The 18,697-nt window shown below is 64.5% G+C and carries 18 protein-coding genes and 1 tRNA gene; 10 read left to right on the top strand and 9 right to left on the bottom strand.

Annotation, left to right across the window (positions count from 1 at the left end):
* The first annotated feature begins 14 nt into the window (after positions 1–14).
* The 6 genes from H7692_RS01860 to H7692_RS01835 all read left to right on the top strand — a co-directional run bounded on the left by H7692_RS01860 (position 15) and on the right by H7692_RS01835 (position 4,791).
* A complete protein-coding gene (locus H7692_RS01860; protein WP_222136137.1) occupies positions 15–407 on the top strand; it encodes a PaaI family thioesterase in 393 nt (130 codons plus the stop codon).
* On the top strand, positions 395–1,144 hold the full coding sequence (gene recO / locus H7692_RS01855) for a DNA repair protein RecO (RefSeq protein ID WP_222136138.1): 750 nt from the start codon (positions 395–397) through the stop codon (positions 1,142–1,144). The genes H7692_RS01860 and recO overlap by 13 nt, the downstream gene beginning before the upstream one ends.
* A gap of 180 nt (positions 1,145–1,324) precedes the next feature.
* The gene (leuB, locus tag H7692_RS01850; protein ID WP_201925357.1) at positions 1,325–2,371 is read left to right on the top strand and encodes a 3-isopropylmalate dehydrogenase; all 1,047 of its coding nucleotides are present in this window, start codon (positions 1,325–1,327) and stop codon (positions 2,369–2,371) included.
* Positions 2,372–2,375: 4 nt separating this feature from the next.
* On the top strand, positions 2,376–3,581 hold the full coding sequence (locus H7692_RS01845; protein ID WP_201925355.1) for a trans-sulfuration enzyme family protein: 1,206 nt from the start codon (positions 2,376–2,378) through the stop codon (positions 3,579–3,581).
* 17 nt (positions 3,582–3,598) lie between these two features.
* A complete protein-coding gene (gene apaG / locus H7692_RS01840; RefSeq protein ID WP_201927231.1) occupies positions 3,599–4,000 on the top strand; it encodes a Co2+/Mg2+ efflux protein ApaG in 402 nt (133 codons plus the stop codon).
* A complete protein-coding gene (locus H7692_RS01835; protein WP_201925353.1) occupies positions 3,997–4,791 on the top strand; it encodes a LysR family transcriptional regulator in 795 nt (264 codons plus the stop codon). The genes apaG and H7692_RS01835 overlap by 4 nt, the downstream gene beginning before the upstream one ends.
* A 3-nt stretch (positions 4,792–4,794) precedes the next feature.
* On the opposite strand, the gene H7692_RS01830 is transcribed toward H7692_RS01835, so the two are convergent.
* The 4 genes from H7692_RS01830 to parE all read right to left on the bottom strand — a co-directional run bounded on the left by H7692_RS01830 (position 4,795) and on the right by parE (position 9,280).
* Positions 4,795–6,117, bottom strand: coding sequence for a serine hydrolase (locus H7692_RS01830; protein WP_201925351.1), 1,323 nt, complete (start codon positions 6,115–6,117; stop codon positions 4,795–4,797).
* A gap of 7 nt (positions 6,118–6,124) precedes the next feature.
* Positions 6,125–6,700: a hypothetical protein gene (locus H7692_RS01825; protein WP_227339676.1), complete on the bottom strand. Its 576-nt coding sequence runs from the start codon at positions 6,698–6,700 to the stop codon at positions 6,125–6,127.
* Positions 6,697–7,218, bottom strand: a complete 522-nt coding sequence (locus H7692_RS01820) for an RNA polymerase sigma factor (protein ID WP_227339675.1) — start codon at positions 7,216–7,218, stop codon at positions 6,697–6,699. Before H7692_RS01820 ends, H7692_RS01825 begins: the two co-directional genes overlap by 4 nt.
* Positions 7,219–7,300: 82 nt before the next feature.
* Complete coding sequence (parE, locus tag H7692_RS01815; RefSeq protein ID WP_201925345.1) at positions 7,301–9,280, bottom strand: DNA topoisomerase IV subunit B; 1,980 nt, start codon at positions 9,278–9,280, stop codon at positions 7,301–7,303.
* Between the two features lie 171 nt (positions 9,281–9,451).
* Here parE and H7692_RS01810 point away from each other — a divergent pair, with 171 nt between their 5' ends.
* Positions 9,452–10,285 (top strand): outer membrane protein, encoded by an 834-nt coding sequence (locus H7692_RS01810; protein WP_201925343.1) that lies wholly within the window; start codon positions 9,452–9,454, stop codon positions 10,283–10,285.
* 54 nt (positions 10,286–10,339) lie between these two features.
* On the opposite strand, the gene H7692_RS01805 is transcribed toward H7692_RS01810, so the two are convergent.
* Together H7692_RS01805 and H7692_RS01800 are read right to left on the bottom strand one after the other, a co-directional pair.
* Entirely contained in the window at positions 10,340–10,738 is a 399-nt protein-coding gene (locus H7692_RS01805; protein ID WP_201925341.1) for a PaaI family thioesterase, read from the bottom strand.
* A complete protein-coding gene (locus H7692_RS01800) occupies positions 10,735–11,415 on the bottom strand; it encodes a GcrA family cell cycle regulator (protein WP_201925339.1) in 681 nt (226 codons plus the stop codon). The genes H7692_RS01805 and H7692_RS01800 overlap by 4 nt, the downstream gene beginning before the upstream one ends.
* A gap of 109 nt (positions 11,416–11,524) precedes the next feature.
* Between H7692_RS01800 and H7692_RS01795 the strand changes: the two genes are divergently transcribed.
* Positions 11,525–12,397, top strand: a complete 873-nt coding sequence (locus H7692_RS01795; protein ID WP_201925337.1) for an ABC transporter permease — start codon at positions 11,525–11,527, stop codon at positions 12,395–12,397.
* A gap of 15 nt (positions 12,398–12,412) precedes the next feature.
* Here H7692_RS01795 and hspQ read toward each other — a convergent pair whose 3' ends face one another.
* The 3 genes from hspQ to H7692_RS01780 form a co-directional block, all read right to left on the bottom strand.
* On the bottom strand, positions 12,413–12,793 hold the full coding sequence (gene hspQ / locus H7692_RS01790) for a heat shock protein HspQ (RefSeq protein WP_201925335.1): 381 nt from the start codon (positions 12,791–12,793) through the stop codon (positions 12,413–12,415).
* A gap of 85 nt (positions 12,794–12,878) precedes the next feature.
* Positions 12,879–12,968, bottom strand: a tRNA-Ser gene (locus H7692_RS01785).
* A 92-nt stretch (positions 12,969–13,060) separates the two neighbouring features.
* Positions 13,061–16,303, bottom strand: coding sequence for an amidohydrolase family protein (locus H7692_RS01780; RefSeq protein WP_222136142.1), 3,243 nt, complete (start codon positions 16,301–16,303; stop codon positions 13,061–13,063).
* 141 nt (positions 16,304–16,444) lie between these two features.
* On the opposite strand from H7692_RS01780, the gene H7692_RS01775 reads away from it, so the two are divergent.
* Both H7692_RS01775 and yghU read left to right on the top strand, forming a co-directional pair.
* Positions 16,445–17,623: a CaiB/BaiF CoA transferase family protein gene (locus H7692_RS01775; RefSeq protein ID WP_201925331.1), complete on the top strand. Its 1,179-nt coding sequence runs from the start codon at positions 16,445–16,447 to the stop codon at positions 17,621–17,623.
* An 86-nt stretch (positions 17,624–17,709) separates the two neighbouring features.
* Complete coding sequence (yghU, locus tag H7692_RS01770) at positions 17,710–18,594, top strand: glutathione-dependent disulfide-bond oxidoreductase (RefSeq protein ID WP_201925329.1); 885 nt, start codon at positions 17,710–17,712, stop codon at positions 18,592–18,594.
* Positions 18,595–18,697 lie beyond the last annotated feature (103 nt).

Genomic DNA, 18,697 nt, shown 5'->3' with positions numbered 1-18,697 from the left:
AGGAGGAAAAGCCTATGAATTTCGCCGCCACCATGCCGCTTGCGGGCACGCTCGGCGTGACGGTCGACGAGGCCAGCAAGGATCGCGTCACTGGCAAGCTTCCCGTGCGCCCCGAGATCTGCACCGCGGGCAATATCGTTCACGGCGGCGCGATCATGGCTTTCGCCGATTGCCTCGGGGCCGTGGGCGCCTTCCTGACGCTGCCCGATGGAGCGAGCGGCACGACGACGATCGAGAGCAAGACGAACTTCCTCGGGAGCGGTCCGGTCGGCGCGGTGCTCGTCGGAGACGCGACCCCGGTGAAAACCGGCAAGCGGTTGTCCGTTTGGCAGACGCGTATCCGCACCGAGGACGGCGCCGATGTCGCCCTGGTCACTCAGACGCAGTTGGTGCTTTGGCCGTCCTGACCGCCGAGGCTGTCGTGTGCAGCGTCCGCGCGCATGGCGAGCATGGCGCGATCGTGCGCGCGCTGACGGCGGAGGCTGGGCTTGTCGCAGGCTATGTGCGCGGCGGGCGGTCGCGGCGGCTGCGGCCGATTCTGATGCCGGGAAACCTGATCGCGCTCGAACTGCGCGCGCGCACCGAGGAGCAGCTCGCCGGCGCGACCGCCGAGTTGCTGACGAGCCGCGCGCCGCTGCTCGCCGAGCCCTTGCCCGCCTCGGCAATCGACTGGCTGACGAGCGTCACCGCGGCGACGCTTCCGGAGGGGCAGGCCTATCCGGCGCTCTATGCCGCGCTTGCGGCGGTGCTCGATGCGGTCGCGGCGGCGCCCTCGGCGCGGCAATGGGCGCTCGCGCTCGGGCGTTACGAGCTGTTGCTGCTCGCCGAACTGGGGTTCGGACTCGATCTCAGCGCGTGCGTGGCGACGGGCGCGACGGGCGATCTCGCCTATGTCAGTCCGAAATCGGGCGCGGCGGTGAGCGTCGGCGCTGCCGCGGGCTATGAGCAAAAGCTGTTTCGCCTACCGCCTTTCATGCAGCATGACGACGCCGCGCCGACCGATGAGCCGACGATGACCGATATTCTCGACCTGCTGCAGATCACGGGCCATTTCATCGACCGCGACCTGATCGAAGGGCGCAACCGTGACTTGCTGACCGTAAGGGAAAGATTGGTCGCGCGGCTGGGCAGGGCGGTTGCGTGACGCGGCGGCGCTGTTTAGAGCGTGCCGGCTTAGCCCCTCCCCTCCAGGGGAGGGGTTGGGGTGGGGTCCATCGGCCTTGCATAAGGCCGATGGACCCCACCCGCTGCGCCCCGGATCAAGTCCGGGGCTCGCTGCCCTCCCCTGAAGGGGAGGGCGTCGTGCGTGTGGAAAGGGCAAGCGTTGAAAATCCTGCTGCTGGCTGGCGACGGTATCGGTCCGGAGATCATGGCGGAGGCCGAGAAGGTGCTCGCGGCGCTCGCGCTGCCGGCGACCCCTGACCGCGCGCTCGTCGGCGGCGCGGCCTATGCGGCGACCGGCCACCCGCTCCCCCCCGAAACACTGGCGAAGGCGAAGGATGCCGACGCGCTGCTGTTCGGGGCGGTCGGCGACCCGCGGTTCGACAATGTCGACCGGCATGTGCGCCCCGAACAGGCGATCCTCGGCCTGCGGTCGGAGCTGGGCCTGTTTGCCAACCTCCGCCCCGCGAAGCTGTTTGCGGGCCTGGAGGACAGCTCGGCGCTGCGCCCCGAAGTGGCTTCGGCAATCGACCTGCTGATCGTCCGCGAACTCAACGGCGACGTCTATTTCGGCGAGAAAGGCACGCGCACGACCGCGACCGGCGAGCGCGAGGGCTATGACGTCATGTCGTACAGCGAGAGCGAGGTCCGCCGCATCGCGCACGTCGCCTTCCGCGCCGCGCAGGGGCGCAAGGGGCGGCTCTGCTCGGTCGACAAGGCCAATGTGCTCGAAACCTCGCAGCTCTGGCGCGACGTGGTGATCGAGGTGGCCGCCGACTATCCCGATGTCGCGCTGAGCCATATGTATGTCGACAATGCCGCGATGCAGCTCGTGCGCAATCCCGGCCAGTTCGACGTGATCGTAACCGGCAATCTGTTCGGCGACATCCTGTCCGACCAGGCGTCGATGTGCGTCGGATCGATCGGGCTGCTCGCTTCGGCCTCGCTCGGCGAGGGGCGGCGCGGGCTGTACGAGCCGATCCACGGCAGCGCGCCCGACATCGCGGGGAAGGGTATCGCCAACCCGCTGGCGATGATCCTTTCGCTCGCGATGCTGCTGCGCCACTCGGGCGGCGACGAGGCGAATGCGGCGCGGATCGAGGCGGCGGTGGCCAAGGTGCTCGCTGACGGATGCCGCGGCGCCGATCTGGGCGGGAATATGGGCACGGCCGCCCTGGGCGATGCGGTCGTTGCGGCTTTGAACGGATAGGGCGATGAAAAAAACCACGGGATTCGATCGCGACACGACGCGCCAATGGCACCCCGCGACGCAGGCGGTGCGCGGCGGGACATGGCGCAGCGAGCATGGCGAGACGTCGGAAGCGCTCTTCCTGACCTCCGGCTATACCTATGACGATGCCGAAACGGTCGCCGCGCGCTTCGCGGGCGAGGCCGAGGGGATGACCTATTCGCGGCTCCAGAACCCGACCGTCGCGATGCTCGAGGAACGCATCGCGCTGATGGAGGGCGCCGAAGCGTGCCGCGTCCAGGCAACCGGCATGGCGGCGATGACGACCGCGCTGCTGTGCCAGCTGTCGGCGGGCGATCATATCGTCGCGGCGAAGGCGGCGTTCGGGTCGTGCCGCTGGCTCGTCGACCAGCTTTGCCCACGCTTTGGCATCGAGACGACGGTGATCGACGGGCGCGACAATGACGCGTGGGAAAAAGCTGTCAAATCAAACACCAAGGTGTTCTTCTTTGAAACGCCTGCGAACCCGACGATGGACATCGTCGACATGAAGCATGTGTGCGGCATCGCTCGCGCACACGGTATCACCACCGTCGTCGACAATGCCTTTGCAACGAGCGTCCTCCAGCGCCCGCTCGATTTCGGCGCCGATGTCGTCGCTTACTCGGCCACGAAGCTGATGGAGGGGCAGGGGCGCGTCCTTGCCGGCGCGGTGTGCGGCAGCGAAAAGTTCATCAACGATGTGCTGCTGCCGTTCCAGCGTAACACGGGCCCGAACCTGTCGCCATTCAACGCATGGGTCGTGCTCAAGGGGCTCGAAACGCTCGACCTGCGCGCACGACGGCAGTCGGACAATGCACTCGAAGTCGGGCGCTTCGTCGAAAAGCGCGTACCGAAGATGCTCCACCCCGGGCTTGCGAGTCACCCGCAGCACAATCTTGCGATGAGCCAGATGGAGGCGTGCGGCCCGATCTTTTCCTTCATTCTCGAAGGCCGCGAGCAGGCGATGGCGCTGCTCAACGCGCTCGAACTCGTCGATATTTCGAACAACATCGGCGATTCGCGCAGCCTTTGCTGCCACCCCGCCTCGACGACGCATTACAGCGTCAGCGCCGAAGCGCGCGCCGACATGGGGGTCGAGGAGGGAATGCTGCGTATCAACATCGGGCTCGAGGACCCGCGCGACATCATCGCCGACCTCGACCGGGCATTGACCAGGGTCGGGCTTTGAGCGACCTTGGGCGCACGATGATCGACTCCTTCTTCCCTTTCTCGGCGACGACGGGTCCGGTGACGGTGCGCGTGTCGGTCAGCTATTTGCCCGAACAATCACATCCGACCTTGGGGCGCTGGTTCTGGGCCTATCATGTGCGGATCGAGAATCATGGCGACACCGCCGTCCAGCTGATCAGCCGCCATTGGCGGATCGTCGACGGTCGCGGCCAATTGTCCGAAGTCGAGGGCGAGGGGGTAGTCGGCGAACAACCGCTGATCGGCCCCGGCGAGGCGTTCGACTATGTTTCGGGTTGCCCGCTTCCGACCCCCGAGGGATCGATGGTCGGCAGCTATATGATCGAAAGCGGCAACGGAACGCAGATGCTCGTCGCAATCCCGCATTTCCCGCTTGTGGCGCCTGCGACCGCGTCGTGAAGCGCACCCACCTGCCCTTGAACGCGCTGCGCGTTTTCGATGCCGCTGCCCGGCATCTGAGCTTCACGCGTGCCGCCGATGAGCTGGCGGTCACGCCCGCCGCGGTCGGACAGCAAATCCGTGCATTGGAGGACATGCTGGGCGTCGTGCTGTTCCGGCGCACGCCAAAGGGACTCGAACTGACCGGCGAAGCGAACGCGGGGCTCGACGCGCTGCGGCAGGGGTTTCTGCAATTCGAAGAGTCGGTGCGCGCGATGCAGGCGGGGCAGTCTTCGCAGTCGCTAACCATTGCAGCGCCGCGCGATCTGACCGCCAAATGGCTTGCACCGCGGCTTGCCCGCTATAGCCAGCAGGCCCCCGATGTGCGTTTCACGCTGGTGTCGGCCGACACGGGCATCGATTTCACCGAGGCGAACCTCGACCTGGCGATTTTCTGGACCGACGGCGCGGGCGAACATGAAGGTGTGCCGCTGTCCGACGCTTTGATGGTCACGGTGGCTGGCCCCGGCGGTACCAGCGATACGCGGATCGCGTGGCCGGGCTGCCCGGTCGCCGATGGCGAGCCCGCGTTGCGGCTGGGCGATGCGGGACTGGCGATTGATGCCGCCGCCAACGGCCTTGGCCACGCCAACGTTCCGGCCATGCTCGCCGAGGCCGATATTGCCGCAGGCCGCGTCATGCAGGTGGGCGAGCCGGTTGCGGTCAAGCGCGGCTATTGGCTCGTCGCGCCGCTGCCGCAATGGCGGCAGGCAAAGGTCAAGGCGCTGGTTGCGGCGCTGACCGCCGCCTGAACCTTATTCCGCGGCAAGATTGACGAGCCGGGTAACGAGACCCACCATTGTCTCGGTCGATACCGCGCCATCGGGGTTGTTCCAGCTGGCGGTCACGATGAACCATTTGCCGTCCGATTTCCGCTCGCCGAACAGGCTCATCGAAATGACGCCGAGTTCGGACCCGCCCTTGTAACCAAGATAATTCCACTGCTGCGCCGCAGTGCGGTCGACACCGGGGTTGATCGCCATCGCGGCCATTGCCTCGGCCGATCCGCGCTTTTTGAGGTCGATCATCAGCCGCGCGAGATCGTTGGGGCTGGCGAACCATTCGAGGCTGTCGATGAAGCGCGGCCCGCCCGAAAAGCTGACGCCGTCAACATTGGCGAGCGTCAGCTTTTCACTGTTAACATCGAGAATGCGGCGCTGCGCAGCATCGGTGGCGCCGACGAAGGCGGTGCGCTCGTTGGCGAAATTATTGCCCTTCAGTGCGAAAGCCTCGACCGTCGTCAAAAAGGGGATATTGCGCGACGGATCGCTGTGTCCCGCAGCGCGCATCCGGGCTTCGATCGTCTCGCGACCGAGCAGGTGGATGAGCGTGTCCGTGGCGCTGTTGTCGCTGACCGAGATCATCCAGTTCGCGAGGCTATGCAGCGTAACCGGCGTGCCGACGGGCCAGTTCGCCGTTCCCGCCGACGAAAAGCTCTGATGCGCAAGCGGTGCGACATCGGACCAGCGGCGCTTGCCGTCCGCAATCTGCGCCGCGAGTTCGTCGAGGACATAGAGCTTGAATGTCGATCCAACGGCAAACTGGCGATCCGCCCCGGCTTGCGCGACCGGCAGAATGCGCGCGTCGTCGATTTCGGCAACGAGGAAGCCGGTAGCGCCCGGAAGAGCCGCGATTTCAGCCGCGACCTTGTCGAAACTGTCGTCCGTCATCTCGAAACCCGTCAGGCGCAGCCCGGTCACGCGCTCGTCGGCGGCACTTCCTACCTCGAGCTGGATCGTGGCGATCCCTTTCGCGAAACGGAGCAACACCGTCCCGGACCGCCCGTTCGCCGATGTCGCGTTTTCGACTGCGACCGGATCGCCGTACTGCGTGGTCAGACTGTTGCTGATGGCATTGAACTGCGCCGCCGGAACGACCGCCTGAAACGAGGGAGCGAAAAAGTCCGCATAAGGATAACGACCCGCGATCAGATCGACGAGTTGCATCGCGCGGCGATCGAACGCGCTCTCCCCGGTCGCGGAAGTATCAGCCGCCTGCGACGCGTGCGACGACGGGCCCATCGTGAGAGCAGCGGCCGCCAGACAGGCCGATTGCAGGATCGTCTTCATCATCATCATTCCCTCTTCAGTCGTTCGAGTAGCTGTCGAGCCGCGCAATCTGTTGTCGCAACTTGGCAGCGACACGAAGGTTGACCAACCAGATGGCGAGGAAAACAAGCGCGGGGAGCGCTGCAAAGAACAGCCACGCGGCCACCCCATCGGTCCCCGCCTGCTTGGCTTGCCCCGCCATGAAAATGCCGAGTCCGGGGACGAACGGTGCAAGATACCAACGGCCGACCCGCGCAAGCATATACTCCTCGCGGGCAAGCCGTGCGCGATAGAAGGCCCGGATATCGCACATTTCGGCGTCCGGATTGGATCGCGACGTGCGCCGCGAAAGCTGCCACGCCACGAACAAGGCGGCGGCGATTGTCAGCAGGCTCCCGAGCTTGAGGAGCAAGCCAGGCAACACCGCAGCATAAAGTGCGAACATGACCACAACGATCGCGGCCGCGCCATATTCGCGCTGGTTCCGTCGCTCGACGGCGCTTCCGAGACGCGCCGCCCGCTCCCTCACGGCGTCGAGCGAGAGCGCGTCGAGTTCTGCCTCATTGCTTTGCCATATCGCGCGCAGGCGGTTCGTTTCGCCATTGTCGATCATGCGGCACCTCCTTCGGCAAAGCGCCGCGTCAGCATCGCCTTGAAGCGATGGATCTTGGTCGCGACGGCGTCGCTCGTAACCCCCGTTATCTCGGCAATGTCGGCGCCGGTCACGCCTTCGAGATAGAGCAGCATGATCTGGCGGTCGGGCGGGTCGAGGCAGTCGATGATCGCCAATATCCGGGCCATCGCATCGCGTTCATCGGCGTCATCGATCGTCGATGCCGCATCGTGAGAAATCTCCAGTTCCTCGATGCTCGACCAGCCGCGCTGCCGATGCCGTTTTTGCGATACGACGAACGAAACCGCCCGATTATGCGCGACACGCCAAACCCATGTGCTTAGTGAGCAGCGGCCGTCAAAGCGTTCGAAACTCTGCCAGAGTGCGACCTGCAATTCCTGCTCGAGGTCGCGCCGCGCATCGGGATTGGCCTCATAACCACGCGCCATCCGCGCCAGCGCACCACCGAATTGCTCGATGGCCTCGCAAAACAGCCGGTCCTGCTTGGATTCGGTCACCCCATTGTCCAAAATCGCATGCTGCATACCCCTTTTAGTCGGCAGCAATGCGGATTTCTGACGGCGACGCCGAAAAAAATTCTCAGGCGTCGATCGCCGCCTCGTCGAGCGTCGCCGCATTGGCCTGGATGAACTGGAAGCGGTGCTCGGGATGCTTGCCCATCAGCCGGTCGACCAGATCCTTGACCTGGTGCCGTTCCTCATATTCCTGCGGCAGGGTGACGCGGAGCAGGCTGCGCGTCGCCGGGTCCATCGTCGTTTCCTTGAGCTGGTTCGGATTCATCTCTCCCAGCCCCTTGAAGCGGCCGACATCGACCTTCTTGCCTTTGAACAAGCTCGCTTCCAGCTCGGCGCGATGCGCGTCGTCGCGCGCATAGGCCGAAGCCGAGCCTGCGGTCAGGCGATAGAGTGGCGGTTGGGCCAGATAGAGATGTCCGTTGCGTACGACATCGGGCATTTCCTGAAAGAAGAAGGTCATCAGCAAGGTCGCGATATGCGCGCCATCGACGTCGGCGTCCGTCATGATCACAATTTTTTCATAGCGAAGCCGGTCGGCGTCGCAATCCTTGCGCATCCCGCAGCCGAGCGCGAGCGCGAGGTCGGCGATTTCCTGGTTGGCGCGGATCTTGTCGGTGCTGGCACTCGCGACGTTCAAGATCTTGCCGCGGATCGGCAGGATCGCCTGCGTCTTGCGGTCGCGCGCCTGCTTGGCGCTTCCGCCCGCGCTGTCACCCTCGACGATAAATAATTCAGTACTTTCTGGCCCGTCATTGGCACAGTCTGTCAACTTTCCGGGGAGGCGCAACTTGCGTCCGCTCGTCGCGGTCTTGCGCTTGACCTCGCGCTCGGCCTTGCGCTTCAGCCGCTCGTCCATCCGTTCGAGCACGAGACCCAGCAGCGCGCGGCCGCGGTCCATATTGTCCGACAGAAAATGGTCGAAATGGTCGCGCACCGCATTTTCGACGAGCCGGGCGGCTTCGGGGCTCGAGAGCCGGTCCTTGGTCTGGCTCTGGAATTGCGGGTCGCGGATGAAGACGGACAACATCATCTCTCCGCCGTTGAACACGTCTTCGGGCGTGATCTGCGCCGCCTTTTTCTGTCCGACGAGTTCGCCGAATGCGCGCAATCCCTTGGTCAAAGCCCCGCGCAGCCCGGTTTCGTGCGTGCCGCCGGCAGGCGTCGGGATGGTGTTGCAATACCAGCTATAGCTGCCGTCGGACCAGATCGGCCAGGCGATCGCCCATTCGGCGCGGCCTTGCTCGTCGGGGAAATCCTGCCGCCCGATAAAGGGTTCGGCGGTCGCGCATTCGCGTGTCCCGATCTGCTCCTTCAGATGGTCGGCGAGGCCACCGGGAAACTGGAACACCGCTTCGGCTGGGGTATCGTCGCCGATCAGTTCGGGCGCGCATTTCCAGCGGATTTCAACGCCCGCGAACAGATAGGCTTTCGAGCGCGCAAGCCGATGGAGGCGTTGGGGCTTGAAACGCCCATGTTCGCCGAAAATCGCCGGATCGGGGACGAACGATACGCTCGTGCCGCGCCGGTTGGGTGTCGGGCCGAGTTCCTCGAGCGCTCCTTGCGGGGCGCCCTGGGCAAAGCGTTGGCGGAAAAGCTGCTTGTTCCGCGCTACCTCGACCACCGTTTCGATCGACAGCGCGTTGACGACGCTGACCCCGACGCCGTGGAGGCCGCCCGAGGTTGCATAGGCCTTGCCTTCGAACTTGCCGCCCGAGTGAAGCGTGGTGAGGATGACTTCGAGCGCCGATTTGCCCGGAAACTTGGGGTGCGGGTCGACGGGAATACCGCGGCCGTTGTCAGTCACGGTCAGGCGGTTGCCAACGTCGAGCGTGATTTCGATGCGGCTCGCATGCCCCGCGACCGCTTCGTCCATGCTGTTGTCGATGACTTCGGCTGCGAGGTGGTGCAGCGCGCGCTCGTCGGTCCCGCCGATATACATGCCCGGCCGTCGGCGGACAGGCTCCAGCCCCTCCAGAACCTCGATCTGCGAGGCGTCGTAACTTTCGGCGACGGGGGCGGACTTGTCGAACAAATCGTGACTCATGACCGGGCTATACGGGCGCGGGGAGGGCGGTGGCAAGCGCGGTTTTCCTGCGGTTCGATACATCGCGGACCATGCCCGATCCGTCTCTTTTCGGACGGAAAGGGGAACTTCGTTCCGCCGCCAAGGGTTTCGCCGACGACTGCAAAGTCATTCAAATAATGGAGAAATCATATGAAATTCGCAGCTCTCCTCGCTGCTTCGGCGGCGTCGCTTCTGGCCGTCCCCGCCTTGGCCCAAGACGACCGCGATCCCGGCAGCGACTTCAACGGACCTTATGTCAGCGTCATCGGCGGCGCGACATTGCAGGGCAATGATCGCCGCGAAACGCTGGTCTTCGACACCGATGGCGATGGCCAGTTCGACAACAGCGTAAACAGCGTCGGCGGCAGCGACGCCTTCGCGCCCGGCTTCTGCGGTGGAAGCGCGACGGGCACATCCAACATGGCGTGCCGTAACGACAAGGATGGTCCCGGCTTTTTCGGGCGGCTCGGGTACGACAAACGCATGGGCAATTTCGTCCTCGGCGCGCTGGTCGAAGGCGGACACAGCGTCGCGCGCGACAGCGTCAGCGGATTTTCGACGACGCCCGCCAGTTACACGATGAGCCGCGAGGCCGATTGGGAGGCGAGCGCACGGCTTCGCGCCGGCTATACGCCGGGCGGCGGCGCGCTTTTCTATGTTACCGGCGGTCCGGCCTATGCGCGTCTCGACAATCGTTTCACGACGACGAACACCGCCAACAGCTTCAGCGACAACGGCAAGACCAATGGCTGGGGCTATGCGGTCGGCGGCGGCGCCGAAGTGATGGTGACGAACAATCTCGGCGTCGGACTCGAGTATCTCTACACCGACGTGAAGGACGATGATTACACCGTCAACGTCGGCCCCGGCACCGCGCCGGCGACCAATCCCTTCCTTGTCGACAGTGGCGGAACCGATATTCGCCGCAGCGACCCGAATTTCCGCACACATAGCGTGCGCGGGACGATCAGCTATCGCTTCTGATCGCGCGCCAAACTGAAAGAGGCGCCGGAATCACCCTCCGGCGCCTTTTCATTATCACTCGGCCTTTGGCGCCGGGAAAATGGCAAAATTGCCGTTCGCGCTGCCGACCAGCCGGTCGTGCTGGTACAGTCGCGCGTCGATATTGGCGACGCGCTTGCCGCGGTGAAGCACCTCGGTCTTGCAGGTCAGCCGTCCTTCGACGACCCGCGCGTGGTAATTGAACTTGATCTCGAGTGTCGCGCACCACTCATCGTCGGCGATCAATGTGGTCAAGGCGCCGCCCATTGCCGAATCGGCCAGCGAATAAGCTACGCCGCCGTGCGCGACGCCTTGCGGGTTGAAATGGCGCTCACGCTCGATGTCGATCGCCATTTCGCAGCGGCCGTCACCGCGCTCGACCATTTCCAGGCCGAGCGTGCGCGCAAAATGGAACTCCTGCGCGAACGGCCTCACCGAACGCGCGGGCCGCCAAAGGGCGGCGGCGGAGGCGGACGCCGTGTTCCGCGCGGCAGCTGCGCCTGATAGGCGCGGCCGCAATGTTCGACGCAATAAGGGAAGCCGGGGTTCACCGCCTCGCCGCAGAAGTGAAAATCGGGTTCGCCGGGATGCCCCATCGGCCAACGGCAGATGCGGTCGTTGAGGTCGAGCAAGCTCGTCTTGTCGGCGATCTCGGGGCTCGGCTTTGCGGGCACGAGGCGGCGCGGCGGGGCAGGCGGGATCGGCGCCTGCTGGTCGCCGGGGCCCTGCCGGATAAAGCCGCCGGGGCCGATCGAGACGATGCGCGGTGTGTCGGCCTTGGGCGCGGCGTCGCCAGCAGCCGGTTGTGCCGGGGCGGCTGCAGCGGGGCGAGGTTCGGGCTTGGGTGCCGTCGCGGTCGGCCGCGGCGCAGCAGGAGCAGTAGCGCGCGGGGCCGCCGGCGCAGCAGGCTTCGGCGCGGACGCAGCCTTGGCGGGCTTGACCTTCTCCGTCGCCTTCACCGGCGACGGGCGCGATTTCAGCCCCAGGCGGTGCGCCTTGCCGATGACCGCATTGCGGCTCACGCCACCGAGTTCGTCGGCGATCTGGCTGGCCGTCAGGCCCTTTTCCCACATGCTGCGCAGCTGGTTGATGCGCTCATCGGTCCATGACATTTGCAAATCCTTATCATTCCACGCCGCGGGCATTCGGCGGTCCCAAACGGACCGGCGCCGTCAATGCCCTGCTTGCGGTAAGAACGGGGAGGCGATAGGCGAGAACGCCATGAACGACCAGCCCCAAATTTCGTACCCCGACTCCAACAAATCGCCCGTTGCGCGGGCCTTCGCCGAACCCGGCGTCCCGCACATCCGTGCACTCAATGTGCCCGGGCTGCGAGCGCTATATGTCAAGGAGGTGCGGCGGTTTTTCAAGGTCCAGCTGCAAACTATCTGGGCTCCGGCGATCACGACGCTCCTCTTCCTCGTCATTTTCACCGTTGCGTTGGGCGGTGCGGGGCGCACCGTGATTGGCGTTCCGTTCGCCGATTTCATCGCGCCGGGCCTGATCATGATGGCGATGCTCCAGAATAGCTTCGCGAATTCAAGCTTTTCGCTGTTGGTCGGAAAGATTCAAGGGACGATTGTCGACTATCTGATGCCACCGCTTGCGGTTGGCGAATTGATGATCGCACTTGTCGGCGCGGCGATAACGCGCGCGGTGCTCGTCGGCTTCGCGCTCTGGCTCGCGATGCTGCTGTGGCCGGGCGTCGATGTCATGCCCGACCATTTCTGGGCGATCGCAGTGTTTGGCGTGCTCGGCGCGATGATGCTCGGCTTCCTCGGGCTGATCACCTCGGTATGGGCGGAAAAATTCGATCACGCAGCCGCGGTGACAAATTTTGTCGTTACCCCGTTGGCGCTGCTATCCGGCACCTTCTATTCGGTCGACCGCCTTGCCCCCTGGTTCCAGACGGTCGCGCACGCAAACCCCGTCTATTACGCGATCATGGGTTTTCGTTATGGTTTCATCGGGACGGTCGATTCCACGATCGCCAATCCGGTGTGGCTGGCGATTGGGGTTCTGGTCGGCGTCAATGCCGCACTGGGGCTATTCACCTATCGCCTGCTGACTTCGGGCTGGAAGCTGAAAGCCTGACGCGCGGCGCCGCCCTCAGTGGCGGTGGATCGCGCGGAGACGATAGCGGCCGCGCTCTATCCCCTCGAACATCGTGTCGATCTGTGGATGGTCGACCGGGCCGCTGTCGCCGTCGGCGACGAGATTCTGCTGACTGACATAGGCGATGTAGGAGGAGTCGTCGTTTTCGGCGAGCAGGTGGTAATAGGGCTGCTCCTTCGCCGGGCGCACCGCCTCCGGGATGGCTTCATACCATTCGTCGCTATTCGAAAAGACCGGGTCCACGTCGAACACGACGCCGCGAAAATCGAACATGCGGTGCCGGACGATATCGCCGGGCGCAAACCGCGCCCGCTCAATGAGCGGCGCTACGACGCTGGGCGACCGTGTGTCGTCATTTGGTGATTCTGATACCATAATGCCAATTTATGACGAAACATCGGTGGTTCAACCCGTTTCGCTGCCGCTTCGGTCGGGTCTGCTGGTCGAATCAGGGAAAAAATGGAGGAGAGTGAGGGATTCGAACCCTCGGTACCCTTGCGGGCACTTCGCATTTCGAGTGCGACGCTTTCGACCACTCAGCCAACTCTCCTCGCTGAGAGGAGTGCCACCTAGCGACGGCCCGCGAGTCTTGCAACCCCATCGTCACAAAATTGCGCGAGCCATCGCCGGACCGCCAAGTTTTCAGGGTTTTTCGGCCTCCCACCAATAGGGTGCGCGCTTGCGATTGCCGGTGACGACCTCGTTCATCGTCAGCGGGTCGTACAGACGTCCGCCGAGCATCACGCGGTGGATACGCTCGGTGTTGCGGATATTCTCCGTCGGATCGGCATCGAGGATGAGAAGGTCAGCGAGCTTGCCCGGCTCGAGCGAGCCGACATCCTTCGCGTAGCCGAGCGACGTTGCAGGCATGATCGTCGCGGCGCGCAGCGCATCGATGTTGCTCCAGCCACCGCGAACGAACGACCAGATTTCCCAATGTGCCCCAAGTCCCGCCTGCTGGCCGTGCGCGCCGATCGAAACCATGCGCCCCGTATCGGCGATTTTTTTGGCCTCGCGCGCGGCATCGTCGTCGACGTAATCGCTCTCGGGGGCAATCACGCGGCGCTTGTTGTCAGCCGCGAGCACGTCCGGCGGTGCGTGCCGCGACAGGATCGGCTGTTTCCACACGTCGGTGTGTGCGCGCCAATAGGGGTCGCCTGCCGGTCCGCCATAGGTGACGACAAGCGTTGGCGTGTAGTCGGTGCTGGTCTGCCCCCAGAGCTGGACGAGATCCTTGTAGAAGATGTTGAGCGGAATATTGTGCTCGACGGTCGTATTGCCGTCCTGGATCAGCGACACGTCCATCGTGTAGAGCGAGCCGCCCTCCGGCACGACGGCCATATTCTCTGCCTGCGCCGCCTTGACGACCATCTGGCGCTGCTCGCGGCGCGGCTGGTTGTAGTTTTTGACGCTATGCGCGCCCTGCGCCTTCAGGCGGCGGACATGCGCGAGCGCATCGTCAAAGCTGTTGATCTCGGCATACACCCCGGCGGACTTCGCGCCATAGATGATCTCGCCGGTCGAAAATATCCGCGGCGCGAGGATGAGTCCTGCGCGCTGCATCTCGGCAGAAACGAAGATTTCCGAGGCGCGCGACGATGGATTGTGGCCCGTCGTCGTGCCCATCGCGAGGTTTGCAATCTCCGACCAATTCTGTTGCGGGACCAGTTCGTCATCGCCGTGCGGGCCGTGGGCGTGGGCGTCGACAAAGCCCGGAACGATGGTCTTGCCCGTCGCGTCGACGGTCGGCGTGCCCGCGGGAATGGTCATCGCGGCGAGTGCGCCGACCGCGACAATCCTGTCGCCGTCGATCAGGATCGCGCCATTCTCGATAATCCCGCCATCGGCGTCTGCCATGGTCAGGATCCTGACACCGGTGATCGCAACCATGCCCTTCGGCTTGTCGGCCGCGCGGACCATCGCCAGCGACAGACCGTCGGTCGGCGGTGTGAATTTGGGCGTCTTGTCGTCAGTTGGCGCGCTCGCGAACAATTGACCGAGGTCGGCGCTGAACAGCGTCGGGCCGCGGCTCCAGTGGAGGCGGCGGCCGCCGTTCGACCAATGGATATAGTCGGCGCCGCTTCCGCTCGCGCGCGTGACGGGGAGCGCCCCGCTCTTGGTGCCGAGCGACACATCCTGCCCGCCCGGCATCAGCGGCGTGACATAGGCATCGTAATTCTGGCGGAAGGCAAGGGTGCGGCCGTCGGGCGACACTTCGAAGTCGGTGACAAGCTCGCCATTGGCATGGATGCGCCTGTCCTGGCCATTGAGGTCGGTGCTGACCAATTGCTGCTTGCCGTCGCCCGATGCGACCATGAAGATGCGGTCATTGCCGGCGCCGAACTGGGGCTTGGCGCCATCGCTGCTGACCCGCACGGGCGCACCACCCGCCGCCGCGACCCGGTAAACACCGGGATCGGCGCTCCAACGGTCCGTCGTCAGCCCGCCACCGGCGCGCCGTTCAAACGCAATGGTCTTGCCATCGGGAGAAAAGCGCGGTTCGGCGTAATGGCCGGGAACGCTCGTGACCTTGCGCGACGCCCCGCCACCGGCGTTGACGACATGGACTTCGCCCAGCCCGCTATCGGTCCAGCGAACGAAGGCAATCGAGCGCCCGTCGCGCGACCAACTCGGCCATAGTTCGAACGCGTCATCCCTTGCCGACGTCAGGCGTCGCGGCTCCCCGCCGCCCATCGGCTTGACCCACAGCTTGCCGAGCGTTTCGAACACTACCGATCGCCCGTCGGGCGACACTTCGGCCCAGCGCGGCATGCGTGTCGTGAAGCTGTCGGGCGCCACCTCGACAGCAGGATGAATGGCGTCGATCACGATGCGGTCGTCGTCGATCGCGAAGGGGATTTCGCGCGCATCGCCGCCCGCAGCGCTAACGCGGCGCAGCTTGCCTCCCGCCCAGAAAAGGATCTCGCGGCTGTCGGGCGTCCACGCCATATTGGGATAGATGCCGGTGACGGCCCAGGTTTCCTGCATGTCCTGGTCGAGCGCGTCGTAAAGCTTGCGCTCGGTTCCCGAGGCGAGGTCTTTCACATAGAGCTTCGAGCGCGTGCCTTCGCGGCGCACGAACGCAAGCGACTTGCCGTCGGGGGCAGGGGTCGGGCGCACCGCCCCGCCATTGCCGGAGGCGACCGTCGCAACCTCGCCGCTCTCAATGTCATAGCGTTCGATGTGGAAGAGGTCGGCGTTGCTGTCCTGCGCATATTCGAAGATCGGCCCCGGCGTGACGTTGCGCGTGTAATAGACGCCCCTGCCATCGGGCGCGAAGACCGGCTCGCCCAGCTCCTTTTGATGTCGCTCGTTGGGTTTCTTGACCAGTGGCACGCCGGCACCGCCCGAAACATGATAGAGCCACACTTCGCCGGTCCCGAGCGAACGGGCGGTCGTGAAATGCTTCTTCGCAACAATATACTCGCCGTCGGGACTCCAGCTCGGCTGGTTGAGCAACCGGAAATCTTCCTTGCTGAGCTGGCGCCGGTCGCTCCCGTCGCGGTTCATGATCCAGATATTGTCGCCGCCGCCGGCGTCTGAGACAAAAGCAATGCGCTTGCCGTCCGGCGAAAAGCGTGGCTGATGCTCATAGGCAAGGCCCGCCGCGATGCGCGTCGGCGTTCCACCCTCGATCGGCATCGTATAAATGTCGCCGAGGAGATCGAAAGCAATGGTGCGCCCGTCGGGGGCGACATCGACGTTCATCCAACTGCCTTCGTCCACCGCGATCGGAACCGAGCGCGTCGCCATGCCGGGCGGGGCGTTGACGTCCCATTTTTCGGGCTTTGCTTCGTCTTTCGGAGCGGCCGTCGGCGTAGCCTGTGCCCAAACCGACGTCGATGTTGCCAAGGCCGCCGCAAGGGCGAGGACGAAGCGCGTCATGAAATTATCCCCTGTTGAAATTATGTGCCGACCATATGGCGCGATGCCCGGTATGCAAGCGCCGCCTTTCGATGAAGATGCTGGCCCGGTCGACGGGCGGCTGCTAGCCCTCCTGCGATAACAATCGCGAGGGGAGATGGCGTGCCGCTAACGGGAATTCGCGTACTGGATTTCGGCCGCTACATCGCAGGCCCCTATTGCGCCGCTCTGCTGGCCGATTACGGCGCCGACGTGATCCGGATCGAGGCGCCGGGCGGCAATGACGACCGCTTTACCGTTCCCGTGGCCGAAGACGGATCGGGCGCGATGTTCATGCAGATGAACCGCGCCAAGCGCAGCTTGACCCTCAAGATCGGTAGCGCGGAGGGGCGTGAGATCGTGCGGAAGCTGGTCGAGACTGCCGACGTCGTGGTTGCCAACCTTCCGCACGAAGCGCTCGTCAAGCTCGACCTCGATTACGCGAGCCTGTCGGTGATCAATCCGCGCGTCATCCTTGCGACGGCATCGGCGTTCGGGAGCACTGGTCCGCTGTCGGGCCACGTCGGTTTCGACGCCGTCGGACAAGCGATGTCGGGCACCGTCCACCTGACCGGCGAGCCCGACCAGCCCTACCGCGCGCAGGTCAATTTCGTCGATTTCGCAACCGCGCTCCATTGCGCCTTCGGCGTCATGCTCGCACTGCGCGAGCGCGATGCGACGGGGAAGGGGCAGTGCGTTTCGGGGTCGCTGCTCGGCACGGCGCTCGCACTGTCGAACGCGCTGACGATCGACCATGCGCTCAACGGTATCGAGCGTCAGCCGATGGGAAACCGTGGGTTCAGCTCGGGTCCGACCGATTTGTTTCGGACACGCGATGGATGGATCGTGACCCAGATCGTCGGCGCATCGATATTTGCGCGCTGGGCGAACTGCGTCGGCCGTCCCGAATTGATCGACGATCCGCGTTTCGCGAGCGACATATTGCGTGGCGACAATGGGGCCGAGTTGAGCGCCATCATGCAGGACTGGTGCGCCGAACGGTCGCGCGATGCGGCGCTATCCGAATTGGCGGACGCCCGCGTTCCTGCCGCGCCGGTGTTGAAAGCGAGCGAAGCGCTCGCCGAGCCGCAAGTCGCGGCGATGGGCCTTGTCGAACCGATGGCCTATCCGGGCGCTCCCGCCGCGGCGCCCGTCATCCGGGCGCCGATTGCCTTGTCGGCGGTCGACAAGGCGGCGCCGCAGCGCGCTCCGACGGTCGGCGAACACAGCAACGCCATCCTTTCCGATCTTGGCTATGGCGCGGAGGAAATTGCAGCTTTGCGCGCCAAAAACATAATTTGAGCATCGGGCGGTGGACGCCGTAACGCGGCGCACCTAAGTTGCGAACAACAACCTAATCCCTCCCGTCAAGCAACAAGGAACCCCCGATGACCGACCAGAGCGAATATGTGCCGCCGAAGATCTGGACCTGGGACAAGGAAAGCGGGGGACGCTTCGCAAATATCAACCGGCCGATCGCGGGGCCGACGCACGAGAAGGAGCTTCCGGTCGGCAAGCACCCGCTCCAGCTCTATTCGCTCGGTACGCCCAATGGCGTGAAGGTGACGGTGATGCTTGAGGAACTGCTCGCCGCGGGCCACTCGGGCGCCGAATATGACGCGTGGCTGATCAATATCGGCGAGGGCGACCAGTTTTCGAGCGGTTATGTCGCGATCAACCCGAACAGCAAGATTCCCGTGCTCGTCGACCGCAGCGGCCCCGAACCGATCCGCATCTTCGAATCGGGCGCAATCCTGATCCATCTCGCCGAGAAGTTCGGCGCCTTCCTGCCGACCGACACTGCAAAGCGCGCCGAAACGCTGTCGTGGCTGATGTGGCAGATGGGGAGCACACCGTTCCTCGGCGGCGGTTTCGGGCATTTCTATGCCTATGCGCCGTACAAGATGGAATATCCCATCAATCGTTATGCGATGGAGGTGAAGCGCCAGCTCGACGTCCTCGATCGCCGCCTCGCCGAAACCGAATTTCTGGCGGGCGACGATTATACGATTGCCGATATGGCCGTGTGGCCCTGGTATGGCGCGCTCGCCAAGGGGCTCGTCTATGATGCAGGCGAGTTTTTGCAGGTGAACGAATATAAGAATGTGCAGCGCTGGACCGATCAGATCGCGAAACGCCCTGCGGTCAGGCGCGGGCGCATGGTCAACCGGGTGACCGGCGATCCGGCGAGCCAGTTGCACGAGCGGCACGACGCATCCGATTTCGAATTGCGCACCGCCGACAAATTGCAAGACGAGCCTGCCGCGGGCTGATTATGCGCATAACCCGCGTCCACTGGGGCAGGCGCGGGTAAGGCGGCGTTAGGAAAACCCGTTCGCCACGGGTTTTCCGTCGCCGGTCGCGGCTCGAAAAGCC

Source organism: Sphingopyxis sp. P8 (assembly GCF_020622175.1).
In the GTDB taxonomy this organism is placed as follows: Bacteria; Pseudomonadota; Alphaproteobacteria; order Sphingomonadales; family Sphingomonadaceae; genus Sphingopyxis; species Sphingopyxis jiangsuensis.
This window is presented reverse-complemented; position numbering and strand designations above follow the sequence as displayed.